The 21,818-nt window shown below is 66.4% G+C and carries 19 protein-coding genes and 1 tRNA gene; 7 read left to right on the forward strand and 13 right to left on the reverse strand.

What is annotated here, in order from left to right:
- Positions 1-47: 47 nt before the first annotated feature.
- The 12 genes from mdoH to ASF16_RS12700 form a co-directional block, all read right to left on the reverse strand.
- On the reverse strand, positions 48-2,081 hold the full coding sequence (gene mdoH / locus ASF16_RS12645) for a glucans biosynthesis glucosyltransferase MdoH (RefSeq protein WP_235507360.1): 2,034 nt from the start codon (positions 2,079-2,081) through the stop codon (positions 48-50).
- Positions 2,054-3,631 (reverse strand): glucan biosynthesis protein G, encoded by a 1,578-nt coding sequence (locus tag ASF16_RS12650; protein ID WP_235507361.1) that lies wholly within the window; start codon positions 3,629-3,631, stop codon positions 2,054-2,056. Before ASF16_RS12650 ends, mdoH begins: the two co-directional genes overlap by 28 nt.
- Before the next feature lie 181 nt (positions 3,632-3,812).
- Positions 3,813-5,231 carry a sigma 54-interacting transcriptional regulator gene (locus ASF16_RS12655; RefSeq protein WP_056167436.1) on the reverse strand — a complete coding sequence of 473 codons (1,419 nt, stop codon included), beginning with the start codon at positions 5,229-5,231 and terminating at the stop codon, positions 3,813-3,815.
- A 13-nt stretch (positions 5,232-5,244) separates the two neighbouring features.
- Positions 5,245-5,940 (reverse strand): hypothetical protein, encoded by a 696-nt coding sequence (locus tag ASF16_RS12660; protein WP_235507362.1) that lies wholly within the window; start codon positions 5,938-5,940, stop codon positions 5,245-5,247.
- A complete protein-coding gene (locus tag ASF16_RS12665; protein WP_082516903.1) occupies positions 5,927-7,396 on the reverse strand; it encodes a sensor histidine kinase KdpD in 1,470 nt (489 codons plus the stop codon). Before ASF16_RS12665 ends, ASF16_RS12660 begins: the two co-directional genes overlap by 14 nt.
- Positions 7,397-7,418: 22 nt before the next feature.
- Complete coding sequence (gene miaB, locus ASF16_RS12670) at positions 7,419-8,759, reverse strand: tRNA (N6-isopentenyl adenosine(37)-C2)-methylthiotransferase MiaB (protein ID WP_056167440.1); 1,341 nt, start codon at positions 8,757-8,759, stop codon at positions 7,419-7,421.
- 101 nt (positions 8,760-8,860) lie between these two features.
- Positions 8,861-9,316, reverse strand: coding sequence for a hypothetical protein (locus ASF16_RS12675; protein WP_082516904.1), 456 nt, complete (start codon positions 9,314-9,316; stop codon positions 8,861-8,863).
- 169 nt (positions 9,317-9,485) lie between these two features.
- A tRNA-Met gene (locus ASF16_RS12680) sits at positions 9,486-9,562 on the reverse strand.
- Positions 9,563-9,588: 26 nt separating this feature from the next.
- Positions 9,589-10,368, reverse strand: a complete 780-nt coding sequence (locus tag ASF16_RS12685) for an enoyl-CoA hydratase (RefSeq protein ID WP_056167444.1) — start codon at positions 10,366-10,368, stop codon at positions 9,589-9,591.
- A gap of 133 nt (positions 10,369-10,501) precedes the next feature.
- Complete coding sequence (locus ASF16_RS12690) at positions 10,502-12,301, reverse strand: M61 family metallopeptidase (protein ID WP_056167446.1); 1,800 nt, start codon at positions 12,299-12,301, stop codon at positions 10,502-10,504.
- Between the two features lie 117 nt (positions 12,302-12,418).
- Positions 12,419-13,147: a DsbC family protein gene (locus ASF16_RS12695; protein ID WP_056167448.1), complete on the reverse strand. Its 729-nt coding sequence runs from the start codon at positions 13,145-13,147 to the stop codon at positions 12,419-12,421.
- A 58-nt stretch (positions 13,148-13,205) separates the two neighbouring features.
- Complete coding sequence (locus ASF16_RS12700) at positions 13,206-14,339, reverse strand: FAD-dependent monooxygenase (RefSeq protein ID WP_200926899.1); 1,134 nt, start codon at positions 14,337-14,339, stop codon at positions 13,206-13,208.
- A 105-nt stretch (positions 14,340-14,444) separates the two neighbouring features.
- On the opposite strand from ASF16_RS12700, the gene ASF16_RS12705 reads away from it, so the two are divergent.
- The 4 genes from ASF16_RS12705 (at position 14,445) to ASF16_RS12720 (ending at position 19,016) form a co-directional block, all read left to right on the forward strand.
- Entirely contained in the window at positions 14,445-15,317 is an 873-nt protein-coding gene (locus tag ASF16_RS12705; protein ID WP_056167454.1) for an MOSC domain-containing protein, read from the forward strand.
- 83 nt (positions 15,318-15,400) lie between these two features.
- Positions 15,401-16,495 carry a redox-regulated ATPase YchF gene (ychF, locus tag ASF16_RS12710; RefSeq protein ID WP_056167457.1) on the forward strand — a complete coding sequence of 365 codons (1,095 nt, stop codon included), beginning with the start codon at positions 15,401-15,403 and terminating at the stop codon, positions 16,493-16,495.
- A gap of 159 nt (positions 16,496-16,654) precedes the next feature.
- Positions 16,655-17,539 (forward strand): EamA family transporter RarD, encoded by an 885-nt coding sequence (rarD, locus tag ASF16_RS12715; protein ID WP_056167461.1) that lies wholly within the window; start codon positions 16,655-16,657, stop codon positions 17,537-17,539.
- Between the two features lie 286 nt (positions 17,540-17,825).
- On the forward strand, positions 17,826-19,016 hold the full coding sequence (locus ASF16_RS12720; protein WP_235507363.1) for a diguanylate cyclase: 1,191 nt from the start codon (positions 17,826-17,828) through the stop codon (positions 19,014-19,016).
- Between the two features lie 23 nt (positions 19,017-19,039).
- Here ASF16_RS12720 and ASF16_RS12725 read toward each other — a convergent pair whose 3' ends face one another.
- On the reverse strand, positions 19,040-19,510 hold the full coding sequence (locus ASF16_RS12725) for a YqaA family protein (RefSeq protein WP_200926912.1): 471 nt from the start codon (positions 19,508-19,510) through the stop codon (positions 19,040-19,042).
- A gap of 190 nt (positions 19,511-19,700) precedes the next feature.
- On the opposite strand from ASF16_RS12725, the gene ASF16_RS12730 reads away from it, so the two are divergent.
- The 3 genes from ASF16_RS12730 to ASF16_RS12740 all read left to right on the forward strand — a co-directional run bounded on the left by ASF16_RS12730 (position 19,701) and on the right by ASF16_RS12740 (position 21,818).
- Positions 19,701-20,306, forward strand: a complete 606-nt coding sequence (locus tag ASF16_RS12730; protein ID WP_056167471.1) for a M15 family metallopeptidase — start codon at positions 19,701-19,703, stop codon at positions 20,304-20,306.
- Between the two features lie 235 nt (positions 20,307-20,541).
- Positions 20,542-21,588, forward strand: coding sequence for a tRNA dihydrouridine synthase DusB (dusB, locus tag ASF16_RS12735; protein WP_056167474.1), 1,047 nt, complete (start codon positions 20,542-20,544; stop codon positions 21,586-21,588).
- Positions 21,585-21,818, forward strand: a complete 234-nt coding sequence (locus tag ASF16_RS12740) for a Fis family transcriptional regulator (RefSeq protein WP_056167477.1) — start codon at positions 21,585-21,587, stop codon at positions 21,816-21,818. Before dusB ends, ASF16_RS12740 begins: the two co-directional genes overlap by 4 nt.

Consider the following 21,818-nt stretch of genomic DNA (forward strand, 5'->3'; position numbering starts at 1 on the left):
CACCGGCTTCCTGGGGGGACGTGGGCGTGACGTCGATCACATGGCGGTTAGGCCGCGCGCAGTGCGGGCTGCGCCAGGCGGCTGGCATGCAGCCACGCACGGCGCAATACCGGCGGCGACCACGACTCCTCGGGGATCAACAGCAGTTGCTGCGCGCGCAGTGCCTTGCCCAGAGCGATCTGGCTGGTCAGCACCGCCAGCGGAATCGCCAGTGCCAGGGGCAGGCCCACGGGCATCAGCCACAGCAGCGCGCTGCTGTCGATGAAGGCCACACCCAGCGCCATCACGGCGATGATCGCGCTCATGGGGGCCAACTGGCGCATGGCGTGGAGCCATGGCACGGCATGCGCTTCACGGGGCGGCGACTTCCATTCCAGCTTCAGGCCGGTCAGTGCAATCACCACGAACAGCGAGTGCGCCAGCATGCGGATGGGGGCTTGCAGAATGGCCAGCACGCTTTCCAGCACCGCACTCTTGAGCAGGCTGAAGGCGCCACCGTACTGCGATTGCTCGCGGCGCATGAACACCGCGGCCACGCCCAGGATGCGGGGCAGGAACAGCAGGCACAGGGTCCAGGCCCACAGCGCCAGCAACTCGGCCGGCAGGATGTGCCAGTCGGCCACCAGCTTGGCGCCCGACAGCCACAGCGCCGTGCCCAGCGTCAGGAACGCAAGCCACAGCGGTGCCGACAGATAAGCCATGGCGCCCGTCACGAACATCGAGCGGTGCACGGGGTGGATGCCAGGCTCGGCCATCAGGCGGGCGTTTTGCAGATTGCCCTGGCACCAGCGGCGGTCGCGCTGCAGTTCAGCCAGCAGGTCTGGTGGTTGTTGCTCGTAGCTGCCGATCAGGTCGGACACCAGCCACACGTGGTAGCCGGCGCGGCGCATCAGCGCGGCTTCGACGAAGTCGTGCGACATGATGCCGCCCGCCAGGCCGCCCGTGCCCTTGATCGGCGCCAGCGCGCAATGTTCCATGAACGGCGCCACACGGATGATCGCGTTGTGGCCCCAGTAGTGCGACTCGCCCAGTTGCCAATACTGCATGCCCAGCGTAAACAGCCGGCCGGTGACGCGCGAGGCAAACTGCTGCGCACGGGCGTGCAGCGTGACGTGGCCGATGGCCTGCGTGGCGGTCTGGATGATGCCGGCAGAGGGGTTGGCTTCCATCAGCTTGGCCATGGAGACGATGCAGTCGCCGCTCATCACGCTGTCGGCATCCAGCACCACCATGTAGCGGTAGTCCTTGCCCCAGCGGCGGCAAAAATCTGCCACGTTACCGGCCTTGCGGTGGGTGCGGCGGGTGCGCAGGCGGTAGTAGACCTGCACCTGGGGTTGCTGGCCGTTCTGGGCCAGCGCGCTGCGCAGCTCTTCCCAGGCGGCGCGCTCGGCGGCGGCAATGGAGGGGTCATAGCTATCGGACAGCACGAACACGTCGAAGGTGGCGCCGTGGCCGGTGGCCGCCACGGATTCACACGTGGCCCGCAGACCGGCGAACACGGTGGACACGTCTTCATTGCAGATCGGCATGATGATCGCGGTGCGCGCATCCGGCGCCAGCTGGTGCTCGGTGACGCTGCGGACCGACAGCGCATGCTTGTCGCCCCGCACCATCACCCAGAAACCCATTAGGCCGGTCAAGAAGCCCGTGACCACCCAGGCCGACAGCAGCGCGAACAAGGCGATCTGCCCGTAGCCAAGCCAAGGGTTGTCATACGTGGGCTGCACGCCTGCAAACAGCAGGCTGGCAAGTGCCGTGGCCAGCACGGTCAGCACCATGAAGGTCCAGCGGCGGCGCTGCGCTGCGCCCTGCCAGGCCTGCGTGTGCTCGTCTGTCGGCTCTGCAGGGCCGGCATTGCGGGCGCGGCCCGTGAGGCGCAGCAGCACGGCGGTGCTCATGCTGTTCCAGAACCCGCGCCAGGGCACGGGCGTCATCGACCCGCGGTGCAGCGGCGGTGCCGTCACAGCGTTGGGATGGCGCTCTTCACGCACGACGCTGCGCAGGCTGGGAACAGCGCGCAGGTGGGCTGGTGAGCGAAGGGGCGCCTTGGGGCTTACTCGGGAAGAATGATGTGCGTCCATGTTTCACTCACAGCGTTGTTGTCGTGTTGAAGAAAAGCGCGCAGTTCGATCGGGCGATCGGCTTTGAGGCGCTGTACGCGAACGGTCATGCGCCACTGGTCGGTGGCGGGATTTCGGTAGACGATGTTTTCAAGCACCTTGCCGTTGGCATCGGTGCTCACCACCGCCTTGACGGCGGCTTCCGGTGGCAGGGCCTTCAGTGAAGGGCCGTCGAAGTCGACGACGAACTGGGCCTGCTGGCGCAGGGCGGCTGCCGTCTCCTTGGTGTAGCCCATGCCGCGGCGCGATTGCGTCACCCAGCCACCCGGCGGGCGCTGCTGCTCTTCGCCCTGCCAGCTCAGCTCGTAGGCAAATTCCAGCGGTTGGCCTGGGGCGGGCAACTGGGCGGGCACCCAGTACGCAACGATGTTGTCGTGCGTTTCATCGGGTGTGTTGAGCTGCACCAGTTCCACACGGCCAGGACCCCAGTCGTTCAGGGGGCGCACCCAGGCACTGGGGCGGCGTTCATAGCGGGCTTCCACGTCCTCGTAGCTGGCCCACTGGCGGTCCCGCTGCATCAGGCCAAAACCCTTGGGGTTCTTGGTGGCGAACGACGTGACCAGGGTCTGCTTGGGGTTCTGCAGCGGGCGCCAGAGCCATTCGCCCTCGCCGGTGGCGATCATCAGCCCGTCGGAATCATGCACCTCGGGGCGGAAGTCGTCCTTGCGGGGCTGGTTCTCGCCAAAGAAGAACATGCTGGTCAACGGGGCAACGCCCAGCGTGCCGATGGGCTTGCCTGCACCAGCCCGCACAAAGATGCGGCTGCGCACGGTCGTGGTGGTCGTTGCGCCGGGCTCGATGTCGAAGCGGTAGGCCCCCGTGGCGCGTGGCGAATCGAGCAGCGCGTACACCGTGACCTTGGTCGACAACGGGTCGGGACGCACCAGCCAGAATTCGGTGAAGCGAGGAAACTCCTCGCTCTGGCCGGGCGCCGCGCCTACCGTGTCGATGGCCAAGCCGCGGGCCGACAAACCGTACTGCTGGCCCTTGCCCAGTGCGCGGAAATAGCTGGCGCCCTGGAAGACCACCAACTCGTCCTTGTAGGCGTTGGAGTTCAGGTGGTTGTGCAGCCGAAAGCCTGCAAACCCAAGGTCGCCCCAGGCCTCGGGCTTGACCTGGTTCTTGCCATAGTCGAAGTCGGCACGGCTGTAGCTGATGTGGCGGGCACCCTGCGGCGTCACCTCGTTGATCAGCACCGGCTCCTTCTGGTACAGGCCCAGATGGAAGAACATGGCCTCGAAAGGCAGTTTCTCGGCGCGCCACAGGGCGCGGTCGGGACGCCAGCGGATGTCGCGCACCTGGTCGTAATTGAGCTTGGCCAAGTCGGCGGGCAGCTTGTCGCCAGCTGCCCGATAGGGCTTCCCGGCACGCTCGCGCGCCAGCTGGGTCACGCTGTCGAAGTCGAAGCCCTGTGCCTGGGCCTTCGCGGCCACCAGGGCCAGCGCCAGCAGACCGACGGTCCGTCGGGCATGCCGAAGCAAAGGCGAAGATGGAGAAAAAACAGCTTGCATGCAGCATCTAGGGCAAACCCTGTGCCAGCTCTGAAAAACTGTTCTATATCAACGACTTAAGCCTCGATGTACATGTAAGCGATTGTGCAAGCAGTTTCTGCGGCCCTAAAAGCCTCGTATTTGTCGCTGTGTGGCGACAAGCACCAAGCCTAGGACAAGAAATTCTTTTGAAATCAACGGCTTAGTCGTGTCGCTCTTCGGCGACATCTTCACCGCTCGCCGTTTCGTTCTTGAAATTGCCGGGGGTGAGGGCATGCTTTTGCAGCAGCCGATAGAACTCTGTGCGGTTGCGCTGGGCCAGGCGGGATGCGTCTGCGACATTGCCATCCGTCATCTTGAGCAGGCCCACCAGATATTCGCGCTCGAAGCGTTGCCGGGCCTCGGTAAAGCTCAGCACCTGGGCCGACGGGATGCGCAGCGCACGCTGCACCAGGGTCAGTGGCACGAGCGGCGTCGTGGACAGGGCGCACACCTGCTCCACCACGTTGAACAGCTGGCGCACGTTGCCAGGCCACGCGGCCATGGTCAGCGCCTTCAGGGCCTCGGGCGCAAAGCCCGAAAGGCGCTTGTCGTACTTGCGTGCGAGACGGTCGAGAAAGTGGTTCGCCAGCAGTGCAATGTCCTCGCGCCGGTCAGCCAGCGTGGGCAGCGCCAGCGTCACCACATTCAGGCGGTAGTACAGGTCCTCGCGGAACTGGGCGGTGGCCATGGCCGCTTCCAGGTCGCGGTGGGTAGCAGAGATGATGCGCACGTCGATGGGCGTGGACTGGCTCGAACCCACGGGCCGCACGGCGCGCTCCTGCAGCACGCGCAGCAGCTTAACCTGCAGGGCCGGGGGCATGTCGCCAATTTCGTCCAGCAGCAGCGTGCCGCCGTCGGCCGCCTGAAACAGGCCCTTGTGGTTGCTGGTCGCGTCCGTGAAGGCGCCTTTGACGTGACCGAACAGCTCGGATTCGAGCAGGGCCTCGGGGATGGCGCCGCAGTTGACTGCCACGAAAGGTTTGGCGGCGCGCGGGCTCGCCCGGTGGATGGCTTGCGCCAGCAGCTCCTTGCCCGCGCCGCTGTCGCCCAGCAGCAGCACGCTGGCATCCGACTGGGCCACCATGTAGGCTTCGGCCAGCAGATCGGTCATGCGGTTGGACCGGCTCACGATCTCGGCGCGCCAGGCCTCGTTGGCATGGGCGTGGGTGATGGCGGGGGCGCTCAGCGCCAGGGCCTGTCCGATCTTTTCGAGCAGGTCTTTGCCGTCGTACGGCTTGGTGAGGTAGGTAAACACACCGCGCGAAGTCGCTTCCACTGCATCGGGAATGGTGCCGTGCGCAGTCAGCAGGATCACCGGCAGCGAGGGGTGCCGCGCGCGCACTTCGTCGAACAGCGCCAGCCCGTCGCGCCCCGGCAGCCGCACGTCGCTGAGCACCAGCTGCGGCCGCGCCATGTCGAGCTGCGCCAGCGCGGCTTCGGCAGAGCCCACCGCAATCACTTCGTAGCCAGCGGCACTCAGGCGCAGCGACAGCAGCCGCAGCATGTCGGCATCGTCGTCCACCACAAGAATGCGGGCCGATGCGCCAGCGCGGGATGCAGGGGTGGAGGTGGATGCCATGGTGGTGTGGGTGTCAGGGGGCTGAACGTTGCGGGCTGCTGCCGGGCGAAGACGCGGGGGCGGCCGGCACGGGGGGGCGGGTGGTCAGGCTGCGCTCGATGGCGCGCACGGCCTCCAGCCGCTCGTTGAGTTGGTCGTTGCGGCGCTGGGCGTCGCGCAGTTGCTGCGTTTGCCGCTCCAGCTGGTCTTCCAGCCGGCGCTGGGTCAGCAGGCGGGCCTCCATCAGGCGTGCCAGCGGGTGCAGGGCCTGGGACACTGCGCTCTGGTTGGCCAGCACGCGCTGCACCAGCCCCAGTGCGCGCGCCGTGTCCACGGCCTGGCGGGTCTGTGCGAGTGCTGTGGCCAGCAGCAGGGGGTTTTCGGCCGCAGCCTCTTCGGCATCGCTCAGGCGCGCGATTTCCTTCGGCAAATCTGCCGGCGGCATGCGCAGCATCAGATCGGTCTGTGCCAGCACCTGCTGCACGGGGTGGGGCGGGGGCAATGGGGGCAGCTCTGCAGGTGGCGTACGCTCCGCTTTCACTTTGACCGGCACCGCCACCGCGACCGTCACCGGGGGCGGTGGTGGTGGTGGCGCAGCGACCTGCTGCGGAGCCGTCGCGCCGCAGCCGACCAACAGCCACGCCGCCGCCAGCGGAAGAAGGGAGGATGCCCCGGGGCTCGGCAACGTGCGCTCGGTGGCAGCGGTAAGGTGAAAGTCACTGGGCTGCATGCGGTAGTTCTATGCGAAAGAATGATTGGGCGCCTTCGTCCACCAGACGCACCGTGCCGCCGTGGGCCGCGATGTATTCCTGGACGATGGACAGGCCGATGCCGGTGCCGCGCACGGCATCGTCCGGCTGGCGCACGCCGCGGTAAAACGGCTCGAAGACGTGGTCGCGGTCCGCCGGCGCCACACCCGGGCCCTGGTCGATGACATCCACCCGGGCGACCCCTGCAGGGCGCGACAGCAGGATGCGCAGTGTGCTGCCCTTGGGTGAGAAACGGATTGCGTTGGACAGCAGGTTGCTCACGGCCGACGCAATCTTGTCGGCATCGATCGGCAGTGATATCGACGGGCCTTCCACCTGTACCTTCAGACCCCGGGCCTGCCATTGCAGCCGCTGGGTCTCGACCTGGGTCTCCAGCAACGCCAGGAGATCGGTGTCGCGACGGTTCAACTGGCGCGCCTCGAAGGCGGCAGCATTGAAGCGCAGCAGTGCCTCGATCTCGCTCTGCAGCACCAGCGTGTTGTGGTGCAAGATTTGCGTGACCTCGCGCTGCCCGCCATTGAGCTCGCCCGTCACGCCGTCCTGCAGCAGCGCCACGCCTTCGCGCAGTGCGGCCAAGGGTGTCTTGAGTTCGTGCGATACATGGCGCAAGAAGCGGGCTTTGTCCGCATCCAGTTCCACCAGGCGCAGGCGCAGCCATTCGAGCTGCTGGCCGACGCGGCGCACGTCGTCGGGGCCCGAGATCACCACGGGTTCATCCAGCTGGTTCTCGCCCAGTTGGCGGATGGCGCCCTCCAGCCGCTTGAACGGACGGGCCAGCCAGATGCCCAGCGCCAGTGCCAGCAACAGCGCCAGCACGATCACGCCCACCACCTGATGCGTCACATTGCGGCGACTGGCTTCCACGCGGTCCTGCAGCTCTCGGTTGCGCTGGGCGTTGATGTCCTGTATCGACTGCGCGATGTTCAGGTTCAACGTCTCGATGGCCACGAACTCCTCGGCCACCAGCCGCTCGTTGTCCAGCGCACGTTCGGGCGGCGCGTTCACAAGCTCTTTGACGGCGTCGAGGTGCCTGCGCCACTCGTCCACCTGCGCTTCGGGGAGCCCGTCCTTGTGCAACTGTTCGAGGATGCCCAGCGCCTCCAGTGCCATTTCATCGAAGCTGCGGCGCAGCGGCGCATCGCGCAGCACCAGGGACTGCCGGGCTGCGCGCTCCAGCGCTTGCCCGCGCTGGTTCAGCGACTGCGCGGCGGTGCCCAGTGCGGTGGCGTGGGCCGTGCCCTGGCGGCTTTGCACCATGAGCTGCTCCAGCGTGTGCAGCGCCCGCAGCGAGCTCACGCCCAGCAGTCCCGCAATTAGCAGGAACGCCAGCAGCAACAGTTGCTGAAACGAAAACCCGTTGAGCGGCCCGCCCGCCCTGGGCGCGCCAGCGCTGGGTGGACTACTGGGTTCGGACATGGGAGAGGCTGTTCCTGCGGTTTCAGGCCAGTGCGGCCTCGTGCGTGAGGACCTCGCCGCGCAGCGTGTAGGCCTTGGCTTCGGTGATCGTCACGTCCACCATCTGCCCGATGAGGCGCGGCTGGCCCACGAAGTTGACCACGCGGTTGCATTCGGTGCGGCCCATCAGCTCGGTGGTGTCGCGTTTGGAGGCGCCTTCCACCAGGATGCGCTGCACCGAGCCCACGCGGCTTTCGCTGATGGACTTGATGTTCGCGTTGATCACGGACTGCAGGTGCTGCAGGCGGCGCAGCTTCACGTCGTGTGGCGTGTCATCGTGCAGGCCGGCGGCAGGCGTGCCGGGGCGGGGGCTGAAGATGAAACTGAAGCTGTTGTCGAAGTGGATGTCGTCGATCAGCTTCATCATCTTGTTGAAGTCGTCTTCCGTCTCGCCGGGGAAGCCCACGATGAAGTCGCTGCTCATGGCCAGGTCGGGGCGTATGGCGCGCAGCTTCCGCACCGTGCTCTTGTACTCCATGGCCGTGTAGCCGCGCTTCATGGCCATCAGGATGCGGTCGCTGCCGTGCTGCACCGGCAGGTGCAGGTGGCTGGCCAGCTTGGGGATGCTGGCGTACGCGGCAATCAGCCGCGGTGTGAACTCGTTGGGGTGGCTCGTGGTGTAGCGGATGCGCTCGATGCCCGGAATGTCGGCCACGTACTCCAGCAGCAGCGCAAAGTCGGCGATCTCACTGGTGTCGCCCATCTTGCCCAGGTAGGCGTTCACGTTCTGGCCCAGCAGCGTGATCTCTTTGACGCCCTGATCGGCCAGGCCCGCCACTTCCACCAGCACATCATCGAACGGCCGGCTGACCTCTTCACCGCGGGTGTACGGCACCACGCAGTAGCTGCAGTACTTGCTGCAGCCTTCCATGATGGAGACAAAGGCGCTGGCGCCTTCGACACGCGCTGGCGGCAGGTGGTCGAATTTTTCGATCTCGGGGAAGCTGATGTCCACCTGCGGACGGTCAAGGCGCTCGCGCTGGTTGAGCAGCTCGGGCAGGCGGTGCAGGGTCTGCGGGCCGAACACGACGTCGACATACGGCGCGCGCTTGATGATCTCGGCGCCTTCCTGGCTGGCCACGCAGCCGCCCACGCCGATCTTCACGCCGCGGGCTTTCAGGTGCTTGATGCGGCCCAGGTCGCTGAAGACTTTCTCCTGCGCCTTTTCGCGCACCGAGCAGGTGTTGAAGAGGATGAGGTCGGCCTCATCCACGTTTTGGGTGGGCTCGTAGCCCTGGGCTGCGTTGAGTACGTCGGCCATCTTGTCCGAGTCGTACTCGTTCATCTGGCAGCCGAAGGTTTTGATGAAGACTTTTTTGGCCATGGCAATCAATCTCGTGTCCGAATGGGGATGCGGCGGCTCGCGCGGGCGGCCACTGGGGCAGGGCAGTGGGCGGGCGCGCAGCGGGCCTGCCCATGCCGGGGCTACTTCTTGGTCGGGTCCGAGTCGGTGCGGAAGTTGAACTGGATCGTGTCAGAGCCATTGCGCGGTTGGGCGGCTTCGCCCTCGGTCAGGATCCAGGCGGACAGCAGCATGCCCGTGCTGTTCTCAATCAGGTAGTTGACCTTGAACGTCTGGCCCTGCACCGTGTGCAGCATGACCAGCGAATTCTGCGGGCTGAACAGGCGCATGCCGGGCGCCATGCGAATGGTGCGCCCACTGAGCACGGCATCGGAGCCGCCCTGGATGGTCAGGCTGCCCCGCAGCGACGCATCGGGAAAGTTGCGCACCACGCCCATGCCCGGCTGCACCTGCGCCTGGGCGGGCGCTGCCATGCATGCCAAGGCGGCCAGGCTGGCGGCTGCGATGGCGCGTGCAGCGTTCAGACATCGGCCAGGGCCGGCGGGGGAAGAGGTCAGGGCAGGGAGGCAGCGGTTCATGGTGTGTATCCAGAGGCTGAGGACAAGGTGGGGGAGGCTGATTTTACGGGCCAGGGGGCCGGAAAAACCGTTTTCGTACAAGGACTTACCGCCACGGCCGCCGCGCTGCGGCCACAAAAAAGCCCGCAATCACTGGCGCGTTGCGGGCTTTTGGCAGGTCTCTCGAATGTGGTGGTCGTAGGTGGACTTGAACCACCGACATCAGCATTATGAATGCTGCGCTCTAACCAACTGAGCTATACGACCGTAAGACCAAGATTATAGAACAAAAATTATTGGTGTGTGAAGTTGGCAGCGCGTTTGTTGATGAAGGCGTCCATGCCTTCCTTCTGGTCCTGTGTGGAGAACAGCGCGTGGAACAGGCGGCGCTCGAACATCACGCCATCCGACAGGCTGCCTTCGAAAGCGCGGTTCACGGATTCCTTGGCGGCCATCACGGCGATCTGCGAGAAGCCGGCAATGATGATGGCCGCACCCAGTGCTTCGTCCATGAGCTTGTCGTACGGCACCACGCGGCTGACCAGGCCGGCGCGCTCGGCTTCGGTGGCATCCATCATGCGGCCGGTGAGGGCCATGTCCATCGCCTTGGCCTTGCCCACTGCGCGCGGTAGCCGCTGCGTGCCGCCGGCGCCGGGGATCACGCCGAGCTTGATCTCGGGCTGGCCGAATTTGGCATTGTCGGCTGCGATGATGAAGTCGCACATCATAGCCAGCTCGCACCCGCCGCCCAGCGCAAAGCCGCTCACGGCAGCGATCACGGGCTTGCGGATGGATCGGATGGCTTCCCAGTTGCGGGTGATGTAGTCGCCTTTGTAGGTGTCCGCAAAGCTGTACTTGGCCATCGCGCCGATGTCGGCGCCCGCTGCAAATGCTTTTTCGCTGCCGGTGACGATGATGGCGCCGATCGCTTCGTTGGCGTCGAAATCCTTCAGGGCGGCACCCAGCTCGTTCATGAGCTGGTCGTTCAAGGCGTTGAGTTGCTTGGGGCGGTTCAGCGTGATCACGCCGACCTTGTCCGCTTCGATGCGAACCTCAATGGTTTCGTAGGCCATGGAATCTCCTGGGTTTATGGTTTGTTATGACGGGCGTGAAGGAATATACCGAAGCAGGTCCGGATTGCGCCGCGGTAGGTAAAAGACCGTACCGCTGCCGCGCGTGGGCCTGAATTGCCCTCCGCCGTCACCTTTACCCCAGCCAGCGTCCCAGCGCCGCGGCGTCCGAGGCCGACAGGCTGACCGTATCCGGGGCGGGCGTATGGCGGCTCGATTTGCGCGGCGTGGCACTGTGGCCGCGCGCCGGCAGCTCCAGCGCCAGGCGCAGCAGCCGGCCGTCGCGGGCCACCACGGCCGTCACCGACGTTTCGGTGCCTGCGTAGAACGCCACGTCGTCGAGTTTGCTGATGCGCCAGCCCTGGCCTTGCACCTCCACGCCCAGCCATTCGTCCCCGGGTGCGATGCCGGCCTGCTCTGCCAGGCCCGCGCGCAGCACGGTCTTGATTTGCACGCTGTGGTTTTCGGCCACGCGCAGCCCCAGGCGCTGGGCCCATTGCGGCGCTTCTGCCTGCAGATGCACGCCGTGGGCCGCCAGCAGTTCGGCCAGGGGGAGTTCCGACGTGCTGTGCACCCACTGCGCGATGTCAGCGTCGAACGAGCGCCCGCCCAGCTCCCGCAGCACGGTGCGCAGGTCGTCCTCCGTCATGGGGCCGCCCTGGCAGCGCTTCCACAGCGCGCGCATCACGTCGTCCAGCGTGCTCTTGCCGTCGCGGCGCAGCGCCAGGTCCAGGCACAGCGCCAACAGCGAGCCCTTGGTGTAGTAGCTCACCGTGGCGTTGGGGGTGTTTTCATCCTGGCGGTAGTACTTGACCCACGCGTCGAAGCTGGCCTGCGCCACGGTCTGCACCGCGCGCCCCGGGGTCTGGTGCACCTGGTTGATGGTCTTGGTGATGAGCTTGAGGTAGGTTGCGTCGTCGATCAAGCCGGCACGGCGCAGCAGCAGGTCGTCGTAGTAGCTGGTAAAGCCCTCGAAGAACCACAACAGGTCGGTGTAGTTCTCCCGCGCGTAGTCGTACTGCGCAAATTCGGCAGGGCGCAGGCGCTTGACGTTCCAGGTGTGAAAGTACTCGTGGCTGATCAGACCTAGCAGCGTGGTGTAGCCGTCGCCAGCGCGGCTTTCGCCCACACGGGGCAGGTCCCTGCGGCCGCAGATGAGGGCCGTGGAGTTGCGGTGCTCGAGGCCGCCGTAGCCGTCGCCCACGGCATTGAGCATGAACACATAGCTCTTGAACGGGGCCGCGCCGTCGCCGTGCCAAAACCGGATGGCCGTCTCGCAGATTTTTTGCGTGTCCGCCAGCAGGCGCTTGTCGTCGAATGACGGCGCAGCGCCGGCCACGACGAAGCGGTGCGGGATGCCACCGGCCGTGAAGCGGCCCACCCAGAAGTTGCCCAGCTCGAACGGGCTGTCGACCAGCTCATCGTAGTCCTCGGCCTGGTAGAGACCAAAACCCTTCTTGTCGACCTTGAGTGCCGTCAACCCGGTGGCCACCGACCAGTCCGCCGTGGCCGGGGTGCTGGCCATCTCCAGGGTGTGGCTTTGCTTTTCCTGGCCGCGCACCTGCAGGCACAGGCTGGTGCCGTTGAAGAAGCCGCGCGACGTGTCCAGCCACGCCGTGCGCACCGAGGTGTCGTAGGCGCAGACGGCGTAGGTCAGTACCAGGGGCTTGTCCGCGCTGCAGTCCGCGCGCCAGCGGTGCTTGTCCAGCTGCGTCAGGGGCACATCGTGCTTGCCCTGGTGTGCCTTGAGCTCCTGGAGGTTCTTGGAAAACTCGCGCACCAGGTAGCTCCCCGGGATCCACACCGGCAGTGCGACCTCCTGCAGCGCCTGGGGGTGGGCGATCGTCAGCGTGATGTGAAAGAGGTGGGCATGCAGATCCGCAGGCTCTACGCGGTAGTGGATGGCTGCGGGCTCGTGGTGGCGGGGTGAGGGCATGGGCGTCTGGTGGGTTCTGGCGTGGTAGCCAGCAGCGCCGGGCCCTGCTGGCAGGCTCAGGGAACGTCAACGCGTTCCCACAGTGCGGTTCAGTTCGTGCGGCTCAATGGATGCGGCTCAGTTGGCCCGGGTGGTTTCGCTGCTGGCCTCGGCCAGGCGCTTTTCGACTTCCTGCGCGCCGATGGCTCCGGGGACCCGTGTGCCATTGGCAAAGATCAACGTGGGGGTACCGGTGATCTTGTGCTTGCGGCCGAAGGCCAGGTTGCGCTGCAGGGCGCTGGTGTCGCAACTGGCGGCTGGAGCGGGCTTGTCGCGCACCATCTGGTCTTGCCAGGCGGCCACCTTGTCCTTGGCGCACCAGATGTTGCGCGATTTTTCTGCCGAGTCGGGGCTCAGGATGGGGTACAGGAACAGGTAGACGGTCACGTTGTCCACGTTCTGCAGGTCGCGCTCGAAGCGCTTGCAGTAGCCGCAGTTGGGGTCTTCGAACACGGCCACCTTGCGCTTGCCGTCGCCGCGCACGATGGTGAAGGCGTCCTTCAATGGCAACGCCGAGAAGTCCACCGCAGAGAGCTTGGCGCTGCGGTCTTCGGTCAGGTTGCGGCGTGCCTTGGTGTCGATCAGTTCGCCCTGGATCACGTAGTCGCCCTTGGCATCGGTGTAGAACAGGTCAGTGCCGATGCGCACTTCGTACAGCCCCTTCATGGGCGTGGGGCGAACCTCGTCGACCTTGTCCATCTGCGGAATGCGTTCGGCCAGGGCCTTGCGGATATCGGCCTCCTGGGCAGAGGCTGCGGTGCTGGCGAGGAGGCCAATGGCCGTGATCAGGATGGGAAGCAATGTCATGGTGTTCTCGGGTTCAAGGCGCGGAAGCCACCAGGGGCCGCCGCAGTGTCGTCGTCAATCAAATTCCCATGGCCTGTCGGGCCACAAAATCCTTCAGTGGGCCGCTTCTCTCGAAGCCCTTCATGCCCCAGTTGCGCAGTGCCTGTATCGGCCCCTCGGGCCGCGCAAACAGCTGCTGCAGTCCGTCGGTGGCCACGCCCATGGGCAGCAGGGCGGCCTTGCGCTCGCGTTCATAGCGCCGCAGCAACCGCACATCGCCCACGCTGCGCCAGTAGTCCCGCTCGTGCAGCACACGGGCCAGTGCCTGTGCATCTGCCAGCCCCAGGTTCAAGCCCTGTCCTGCCAGCGGGTGCACGTTGTGGGCGGCATCGCCGGCCAGGGCCCAGCTGCGCATTGCAGTGCCTGGTGCCGATGGCATGGGGCCGCTCCAGCGGTCAGCCTTCGCCCATTGCAAAGGCCAGGCGGCCCGCTCCGCGCTGAGTTGCAACGCGCCCAGTGCGTCGTGGCTGGCCGATTGCAGCCGTCGCGCAAATTCCTGCGGTGGCAAAGCCAGGAGCGGCGCCACCTGCTCCTGCAAGACGGACCACACAACGGCCACGGAGTTCCCGTCAGGCCCGCCCAAAGGCAAAAAAGCCAGGATGCCGTCGGGCAAGAACCACTGGCGGGCCACCTGCCCATGGGGGCGTTCGCACTGCAGCCGGGTGGCGATGGCGTGCTGGGCATAGGGCGTGACCTGAAAGTTCACCCCGAACTCGTCCCGGGTGCTGCTGGCCCGGCCCTCGCACACCACGGTGAGTGCGGCAGGCACCGGCGCGTCCACCACTTCTACATGGGGTTGGTACCGCACGGCCTGGGCCAGGCCCGATTCCAGGGCCGGCACGTCGACGATCCAGGCCAGGGCATCCACGCCCTGGGCCGCCGCATCGAATTGCACCGCGCCGTCCTGGTCGCCCTGCACCTGCATCTGGCGCACGGCCGTGGCATGTGCATCGTCTGGCCAGCTGCGCAGGGATTGCAGCAACTGGCGGGAGGCGATGTTCAGGGCATAGGCCCGCACGTCGGTGGCTGCAGGATTTTTGGGGCCTGAGGCGGGCAGCAGCGCCACTTTCAAACGGTCCCGCGCCAGCAACAGGGCGAGCGTGCTGCCCACCACGCCGGTGCCGCGAATACAAATATCAAAGGTTTGGGCCATGAGAGGCATTGTAGGAGCCGTCCCGGGCGCCTGGGCGCAGTGCAAAATTGCGGGCGGAGAGCCCCTTTTTTGTATCGATGGCCCATTTTTCAGGAGCGCGCTGGCGTGAGTTTCAATCCCGATTCCGATCTGTCCGGCACCATCGCGCGCCTGTTCGTCTACCCCGTCAAGTCGTGCGCGGGCATCGAGGTGCGGGAGGCGCTGCTCACCGAGACGGGCCTGGACCTGGACCGCGCCTGGATGGTGGTGGACGCGCACGGTGCCTTCCTGACCCAGCGCGCGCTGCCGCGCATGGCCCTGATTCGCCCGCAGCTCAAGACCGAAGAGATGGTGCTGCGGGCACCCGGCATGCTGGCCCTGCACGTGGCCATCGACGCGGTGGAGGCCCCGGCCACGGTCACGGTCTGGCGCGACACGGTGCCCGCCTGGGACATGGGCGCGGTGGCCGCCCAGTGGTTCACCGACTTTCTGGGCCAGCCCTGCCGGCTGGTGCGCTTCGACCCCGATTACCGGCGCCTGTCCAGCATGGACTGGACGGGCGGCATCGAGGCGCCCAACCAGTTCTCCGACGGGTTTCCGGTGCTGGTGGCGAGCGAGGCCTCGATGCAGGAGCTGAACGACCGACTCACGGCGGCTGGCCACGGCGCCGTCGGCATCGAACGCTTTCGGCCCAACGTGGTGCTGGGCGGTGTGGACTCTCACGACGAAGACCGGGTGGACATGGTGCGGGTGGACGGCGGAGCCGAAGGCGAGATCCATCTGCAGACCGTCAAGCCCTGCGCACGCTGTCCTATCCCCGACATCGACCCGGCCACCGCCGAGAGCAGCCCCGAGGTGGGCACCACGCTGCGCGCGTACCGCGCGGACCGGCGCCTGAACGGTGCCATCACCTTCGGCATGAACGCCATTGTGCGCCAGGGGGCCGGCCAGATGCTGCGCGTGGGACAGCGGGTGGCGGCCGATCTGCGGTTTGACTGAGGCGTGAACGGTCTCTCTCGGAGGGGCATGCCTCGCGCGCCGTAAAATAAGCGGTTTGTCTCCGAATTCCAGAAAGCCCTGCCATGAGCCTCCAATGCGGCATCGTGGGTCTGCCCAATGTGGGCAAGTCCACTCTCTTCAACGCGCTGACCAAGGCCGGCATCGCCGCCGAGAACTATCCCTTCTGCACCATCGAGCCCAACACGGGCGTCGTGGAAGTGCCCGACCCTCGCCTGCAGAAGCTCGCTGAGGTCGTCTCGCCCGAGCGCGTGGTCCCCGCCATCGTCGAGTTCGTGGATATTGCCGGTCTGGTGGCCGGTGCCTCCAAGGGCGAAGGCCTGGGCAACCAGTTCCTGGCCCACATCCGCGAAACCGATGCCATCGTCAACGTGGTGCGCTGCTTCGAAGACCCGAACGTGATCCACGTGGCCGGCCGCGTGGACCCGATCGCGGACATCGAAGTCATCCAGACCGAGCTGTGCCTGGCAGACATGACGACGGTCGAGAAGGCACTGAACCGTTACAGCAAGGCCGCCCGGTCGGGCAATGACAAGGAAGCCGCCAAGATCGTCGCGCTGCTCACCCCCATCCAGGCCGCCCTGGACCAGGGCCAGCCTGCCCGCAGCGTCCCCGTCAGCAAGGAAGACGCGCCGCTGCTCAAGCAGTTCTGCCTGATCACGGCCAAGCCCGCCATGTTTGTCGGCAACGTGAGCGAAGACGGTTTCGAGAACAACCCCCTGCTCGATCGCCTGAAGGAATACGCAGCCGCCCAGGGCGCGCCGGTGGTGGCCATCTGCGCCAAGATCGAAGCCGAAATGGCCGAGATGGGCGATGAAGACCGCGACATGTTCCTGCAGGAGATGGGCCTGGAAGAGCCCGGCCTGAACCGCCTGATCCGCGCGGGCTTCAGCCTGCTGGGGCTGCAGACCTACTTCACGGCCGGCGTGAAGGAAGTGCGCGCCTGGACGGTGCCTGTGGGCGCCACCGCACCGCAGGCGGCGGGCGTGATCCACGGCGACTTCGAGCGCGGCTTTATCCGTGCGCAGACCATCGCGTTTGACGACTACATCCAGTACAAGGGTGAGCAGGGCGCCAAGGACGTGGGCAAGATGCGCGCGGAAGGCAAGGAGTACATCGTCAAGGACGGCGACGTGCTCAACTTCCTCTTCAACGTTTGATTGGCCTTTGTGGCATCGCCGGCCTTCCGGCGGTGCCGCCTGGGGGCGCGTGGCGCTCCCGGTCCGCTCCCTGCAAGCCCCTGGCGGCCTGCAGGGATTTTTTTCGACCCTGCGGCGGGACGGGCACTGGCCCCATTCCGCACCCACCCTGGCAGCACCATGAACCCCGGAATCCTCTACGCCGCGCTGGCCTATGTCGCCTGGGGCCTGTTCCCGCTGTACTTCAAGCAGGTGGCCGATGTGCCGTCGCTGGAGGTGGTGATGCACCGCACGCTATGGTCGCTGGTGTTCGTGCTGGCGGTGCTGCTGGTGCGTCGCCAGTGGGCGTGGATGGGCGCCGTGGTGCGCCAGCCCCGCGTGCTGGCGGCGTTTGCGCTGTCGGCGCTGCTGCTGTCCGGCAACTGGCTCACCTATGTGTGGGCGGTGCAGAACCAGCATGTGGTGGACGCGAGCCTGGGCTACTTCATCCTGCCGCTGGTGAACGTCGCACTGGGCTATGTCTTCCTGCACGAGCGTCCGCGCCCCGGGCAGTGGGTGGCGGTGGCCGTGGCGGCAGCGGGGGTGCTATGGCTCACGGTGCAGGCGGGTCGGCTCCCCTGGATCGCGCTGGTGCTGGCGTCGAGCTTCGGTGTGTACGGGCTGCTGCGCAAGGTGGCCGCCCTGGGGGCCCTGGAGGGTCTGGCGCTCGAGACGATGATGCTGGCCCCGGTGGCCGCCATCGTGCTGGGCTGGTGGGCCTGGCAAGGGCAGGGAGCGATGGTGCAGGGTGATGCGGCCACGCTGGGCTGGCTGCTGGTGGCGGGGCCGCTCACCGCCGTGCCGTTGCTGCTGTTTGCGGCGGGCGCGCGTCTCATTCCCATGTCCACGCTGGGCATCCTGCAGTACATCTCGCCCAGCCTGCAGTTCGCGCTGGGCGTATGGGTGTTTCATGAGGCCTTCGAGCCTGCGCGATTGGTGGGTTTTGTGCTGATCTGGGCGGCTCTTTGCGTCTATTCTGCTGAAGGCTGGTGGTCGGTGCGCAGGGCGGAGCCCGCGCGACTATGATGCGCCGCGCTGCAGTGCGCGGCGGCGGCCGCTGCGGACGGCGGTCCATGCCCCCCATCGGTTGATCTTTCTCAAAAGTGGGCGTCTGGCGCTGCCCGCTACTGGAAAACACCGTGTGGTGTGATGTCAGTTCTGCGTAAGATGCGCGGGGCCTGCACCAAGGCTGCTTGCCAAGGGCCCGCGCACCCCGGCAAGATGTTGCCACCCGAACGAACCCAGGCTTCGCCTGTCCTCCCACATGTTTTTTGGACGCAAGAATCCGTTTTCTGCCACGGATGCCTTTCCCTTGTCCGACGCTGTCATGGAGTTCGACGACTCGTCGGCGGCGGTGGTGCGTCCGGCCCGGCGCGCCATGGACGGACTGGGCGCACAGGGCGCGCGCGGGGCCAGCGTGGCGCAGCAGTGGCAGCAGGCGATCGGTCTGATCGGGCTGTACGCGGCGGCGATGGTGGGTTTCTACGCGCTGGACGTGGTGTCGGCGCAGGTATTGGTGGTGCTGGCGGTGTTGGCAGCGCTGTGCTGCCTGGCCTTCTGGGCCTTGTTTGCCACGGCGCTGCACCAGAAGCTGCGGCACCGGCATATCAAGCTGGCCATCGTGGCCACGGCGCTGGCCTGCATGCTGGTGCTGTTCTACCTGGAACCCGTCACGCAGATTTTGCTTGCGCCCTTTGCGTTCGTGGCGGTGGCTTACGGCACCTTCACCGTGCCGCGCCGCACGCTGCTGGGCTTGTCGGCCTGCCTGATGGTGCTGTATGCCGGGGTGGTGGGGCTGCATTACCTGGAGCAGCGCAATGTGGCGCTGCTGCGTCTGGAGGCGCTGCACGGTCTGGCCCTGCTGTTGGCGCTGCCCGCGTTCATCCTGCTCATGGGCCGGGTGCAGCGCCTGTACCGCAGCCTCTACCACGCCAGCCGCAAGATCAAGAACATCCAGGAAGACGCGCAGCGCGACACGCTGGTGGGCTGTTTCAACCGGCGCTACGTGCTGGCCGCGCTCGAAGAGCAAAAGCAGATGGCCGACGAAAGCGGCATCCCGCTGTGCCTGGCCGTGCTGGACATCGATCGCTTCAAGCGCATCAACGACGAGCTGGGCCACCTGGGCGGCGACGAGGTGCTGCGCACGTTTGCGCGCATCGCGCAGCAGGGCGTGCGCGGCGGCGATGTGTTCGGGCGCTACGGCGGCGAGGAGTTCTTGCTGATCTTCCCCGCGACCTCGCTGCTTCCGGCGCTCAACACCTGCGAGCGCATCCGCGCGCAGGTCGAGTCGCACGCCTGGACCGGGCTGCTCAAGGGCCGCGTGACGGTGTCCATCGGCGTCACGCAGTATGTACTGGGGGAATCGGTGCTGGAGTTCTTCTCGCGCGCCGACACCGCGATGTACATGGCCAAGGAGGGCGGGCGCAACCAGGTGGTGGTCGAGGAGCCCGTGGCCAAGGGTGATTCAGTGCTGTCGGAGTCCAGCGCCCACGCTTTTCTGTAGGCCTGCGCAAACGGCGCCGGGCATCAGCCGCCCAGTTTGCCGGGCATGAAGTGCAGCAGCACGCTGGTCATGACCAGGTAGCGCATGAATTTGCCGATGGCCATGTAGAACAGGCAGGGCCAGAACGGCAGCTTGAGCCAGCCGGCCACCGCGCACAGTGGGTCGCCCACCACCGGCAGCCAGCTCATCAGGCACGCCCGGGCGCCGAACCGCTGCAGCCAGGCCAGTGCCCGCACATCCGTGTGGCCGCCCCGCGCCTTGTCCACCGCCTTGTGGGCGCCAAAACCCATCCACCAGCTCACGCCACCCCCCAGCGTGTTGCCTGCCGTCGCCACCAGGATCGCGGGCCAGAACATTGCGGGGTTGATCTTGATGAGGCCGAACACCGCGGGCTCCGAGCCCAGCGGCAGCAGCGTGGCCGAGATGAAAGAGACGATGAAGACGGTGCTCAGGCCGAACTGCGGCAAAGCCAGCCATTCCAGCAGTTGCTGCATCCAGTGTTGCATCCAGATTTCCATAGCGGCGAAGTGTAGGTCCGGCCAATGGGGCGGTTTGCGCATGGGGGCGCTGTCCTACGCAGGCCTGCGGCATCTGCGCATGGGCCTGCCACAGCCCGATTTGTATCGTGAAGCAACACGGTGCTGCCAATCCTGTTCTTCTGGTGGCGCCGCTCAGGAGACCGCCATGCACAAAGACACCCTGTCCACCATCCCATCGTTTGCAGTCCGCACCGGGCGCCGCTGCGCCGCCGTGTCGTCCCGCACCCGCTGGTCGTCGGTGGCCACGGCGCTACTGATGGCGGCCTGTGTGCACAGCCCGCAGGCTGCAGTGCCGGCATCGTCAGAACCGCGGGCCGCCAGCGCCTCAGCCGGTCAGGGCTCTGCCCAGCCCTGTGCGGAGACCGCCGCCTCGCGCAGCGCTCTGCAGGGCATCACGCAGGAGCTGAAGGCCCAGGGCCTTGCGTTTCGCGCGTCGTGCCAAGTGGCTCAGAGCCGCAGCGGCTGGGTCGTGCAGGTGAAGGTGACGGACGGCGTCAAGGCCAGCAAGGTGGTGCGCGGTCCGTTGGCCGACGGGCACGATGTGGACATGGGCACCCCGCCCGGTGTGGAGCTGGCAGGTGCGCAGACCGGGGCACAGGGCTTTTCGCCCGATGTACAGCACAACCGGGATTGGCTGCGCGGCCTGATGGCCCGCCACCAGTTCGACAACCTGCCTACGGCCTGGTGGCATTTCGCACAGCGCGGCGCGGCGCCCGCGTCCTCGGCGGACACCGATCTCGCATCGCGCTGATCGGGCCAAAGCGTGGCGCGCGGGCCAAAAGCTGAGATAGCAGCAGCCGAATCAACGAGACGTTGAAACGTACCGGCCGATGAGGCCATGCCTGCCGCGGCTTGGTGCGGCTACCGCCAGCTGCAAAGACATCCGCTTTTCACTGGGCGGAACATTTCATTTGCTGAAATTTTGAGCAGGTACAATCCCGCCTCCTTTTTCAGCATTCGCTGCTGCCCCCTCCCGCACCCTTCCCATGCACATTGGCCACATTCCTTTGGCGAACCGGTTGTTCGTCGCCCCGATGGCGGGCGTCACGGACCGGCCGTTCCGCCAGTTGTGCAAGGCGCTGGGCGCGGGCTATGCGGTGAGCGAGATGGTGACCTCGCGCAAGGACTTGTGGAACAGCCTCAAGACCTCGCGCCGGGCCAACCATGACGGGGAGCCCGGGCCGATTGCCGTGCAGATCGCCGGCACCGAGGCGCAGATGATGGCCGAGGCCGCGGTCTACAACGTAGAGCGTGGCGCGCAGATCATCGACATCAACATGGGCTGCCCCGCCAAGAAGGTCTGCAACAAATGGGCGGGCTCCGCCCTGATGCAGAACGAGGCCCTGGCGGTGGAGATCGCCGCTGCGGTGGTTGAGGCCTGCGCGCCCTTCAACGTGCCCGTCACGCTGAAGATGCGCACCGGCTGGTGCCAGGAGCACAAGAACGCGGTGCAGCTCGCCCGCGCGTTCGAAGGCGTGGGCATCCAGATGCTGACCGTGCACGGCCGCACGCGCGAGCAGGGCTACAAGGGCCATGCGGAGTACGACACCATCGCGGCGGTCAAGGCCGCGGTGAAGGTGCCCGTGGTGGCCAACGGCGACATCACATCGCCCGAAAAGGCGCGTGACGTGCTGGCCGCCACCGGGGCCGACGCGATCATGATCGGCCGCGCGGCCCAGGGCCGGCCGTGGATCTTCCGCGAGGTCGGCCACTTCCTGGCCACGGGTGAACACCTGGCGCCGCCGTTGGTGGCTGAGGTGCGGCGCCTGCTGCTGGACCACCTGCAAGACCACTACGGCCTGTACGGCGAGCTGACCGGGGTGCGCAGTGCGCGCAAGCACATTGCCTGGTACCTGCGCGCGCTGCCCGGCGGCGAGGCCTTCAGGCAACACATCAATACGATCGAAGACAGCGCCACGCAGTGGCAGGCCGTGGCCGACCACCTGGATGCCCTGGGGCAGCAGATGGACCGGCTGCCCGCCGCCACCGGCGTGGACGCTGACTCAGAAGAACAAGAGGGAATGGCTGCATGAGCAAGAAACACATAGAGGAATGCGTGCGCGAGAGCCTGCAAGGCTACTTTCGCGACCTGGGCGGAGAGACGCCCGACGGCATGTACGACATGCTGGTGCGCGTGGTCGAAAAACCGCTGCTGGAAGTGGTGATGCAGCAGGCCGACAACAACCAGTCCCGCGCCGCCGAATGGCTGGGCCTGAACCGCAACACCCTGCGCAAGAAACTGTCGCTGCACAAGCTGCTGTGA

It is taken from the genome of Acidovorax sp. Leaf78 (assembly GCF_001422735.1).
Classification (GTDB): Bacteria; Pseudomonadota; Gammaproteobacteria; order Burkholderiales; family Burkholderiaceae_C; genus Acidovorax.

Coding starts and splice junctions, on each gene's coding strand:
- dusB (WP_056167474.1), top strand. CDS start 20,542: ATGCACATTGGCCACATTCCTTTGGCGAACCGGTTGTTCGTCGCCCCG.
- ychF (WP_056167457.1), top strand. CDS start 15,401: ATGAGCCTCCAATGCGGCATCGTGGGTCTGCCCAATGTGGGCAAGTCC.
- mdoH (WP_235507360.1), bottom strand. CDS start 2,081: ATGGACGCACATCATTCTTCCCGAGTAAGCCCCAAGGCGCCCCTTCGC.
- miaB (WP_056167440.1), bottom strand. CDS start 8,759: ATGGCCAAAAAAGTCTTCATCAAAACCTTCGGCTGCCAGATGAACGAG.
- ASF16_RS12685 (WP_056167444.1), bottom strand. CDS start 10,368: ATGGCCTACGAAACCATTGAGGTTCGCATCGAAGCGGACAAGGTCGGC.
- ASF16_RS12665 (WP_082516903.1), bottom strand. CDS start 7,396: ATGTCCGAACCCAGTAGTCCACCCAGCGCTGGCGCGCCCAGGGCGGGC.
- ASF16_RS12660 (WP_235507362.1), bottom strand. CDS start 5,940: ATGCAGCCCAGTGACTTTCACCTTACCGCTGCCACCGAGCGCACGTTG.
- ASF16_RS12725 (WP_200926912.1), bottom strand. CDS start 19,510: ATGCAGCAACTGCTGGAATGGCTGGCTTTGCCGCAGTTCGGCCTGAGC.
- ASF16_RS12730 (WP_056167471.1), top strand. CDS start 19,701: ATGCACAAAGACACCCTGTCCACCATCCCATCGTTTGCAGTCCGCACC.
- ASF16_RS12740 (WP_056167477.1), top strand. CDS start 21,585: ATGAGCAAGAAACACATAGAGGAATGCGTGCGCGAGAGCCTGCAAGGC.
- ASF16_RS12655 (WP_056167436.1), bottom strand. CDS start 5,231: ATGGCATCCACCTCCACCCCTGCATCCCGCGCTGGCGCATCGGCCCGC.
- ASF16_RS12700 (WP_200926899.1), bottom strand. CDS start 14,339: ATGGCCCAAACCTTTGATATTTGTATTCGCGGCACCGGCGTGGTGGGC.
- ASF16_RS12695 (WP_056167448.1), bottom strand. CDS start 13,147: ATGACATTGCTTCCCATCCTGATCACGGCCATTGGCCTCCTCGCCAGC.
- ASF16_RS12675 (WP_082516904.1), bottom strand. CDS start 9,316: ATGAACCGCTGCCTCCCTGCCCTGACCTCTTCCCCCGCCGGCCCTGGC.
- ASF16_RS12690 (WP_056167446.1), bottom strand. CDS start 12,301: ATGCCCTCACCCCGCCACCACGAGCCCGCAGCCATCCACTACCGCGTA.
- ASF16_RS12650 (WP_235507361.1), bottom strand. CDS start 3,631: ATGCAAGCTGTTTTTTCTCCATCTTCGCCTTTGCTTCGGCATGCCCGA.
- rarD (WP_056167461.1), top strand. CDS start 16,655: ATGAACCCCGGAATCCTCTACGCCGCGCTGGCCTATGTCGCCTGGGGC.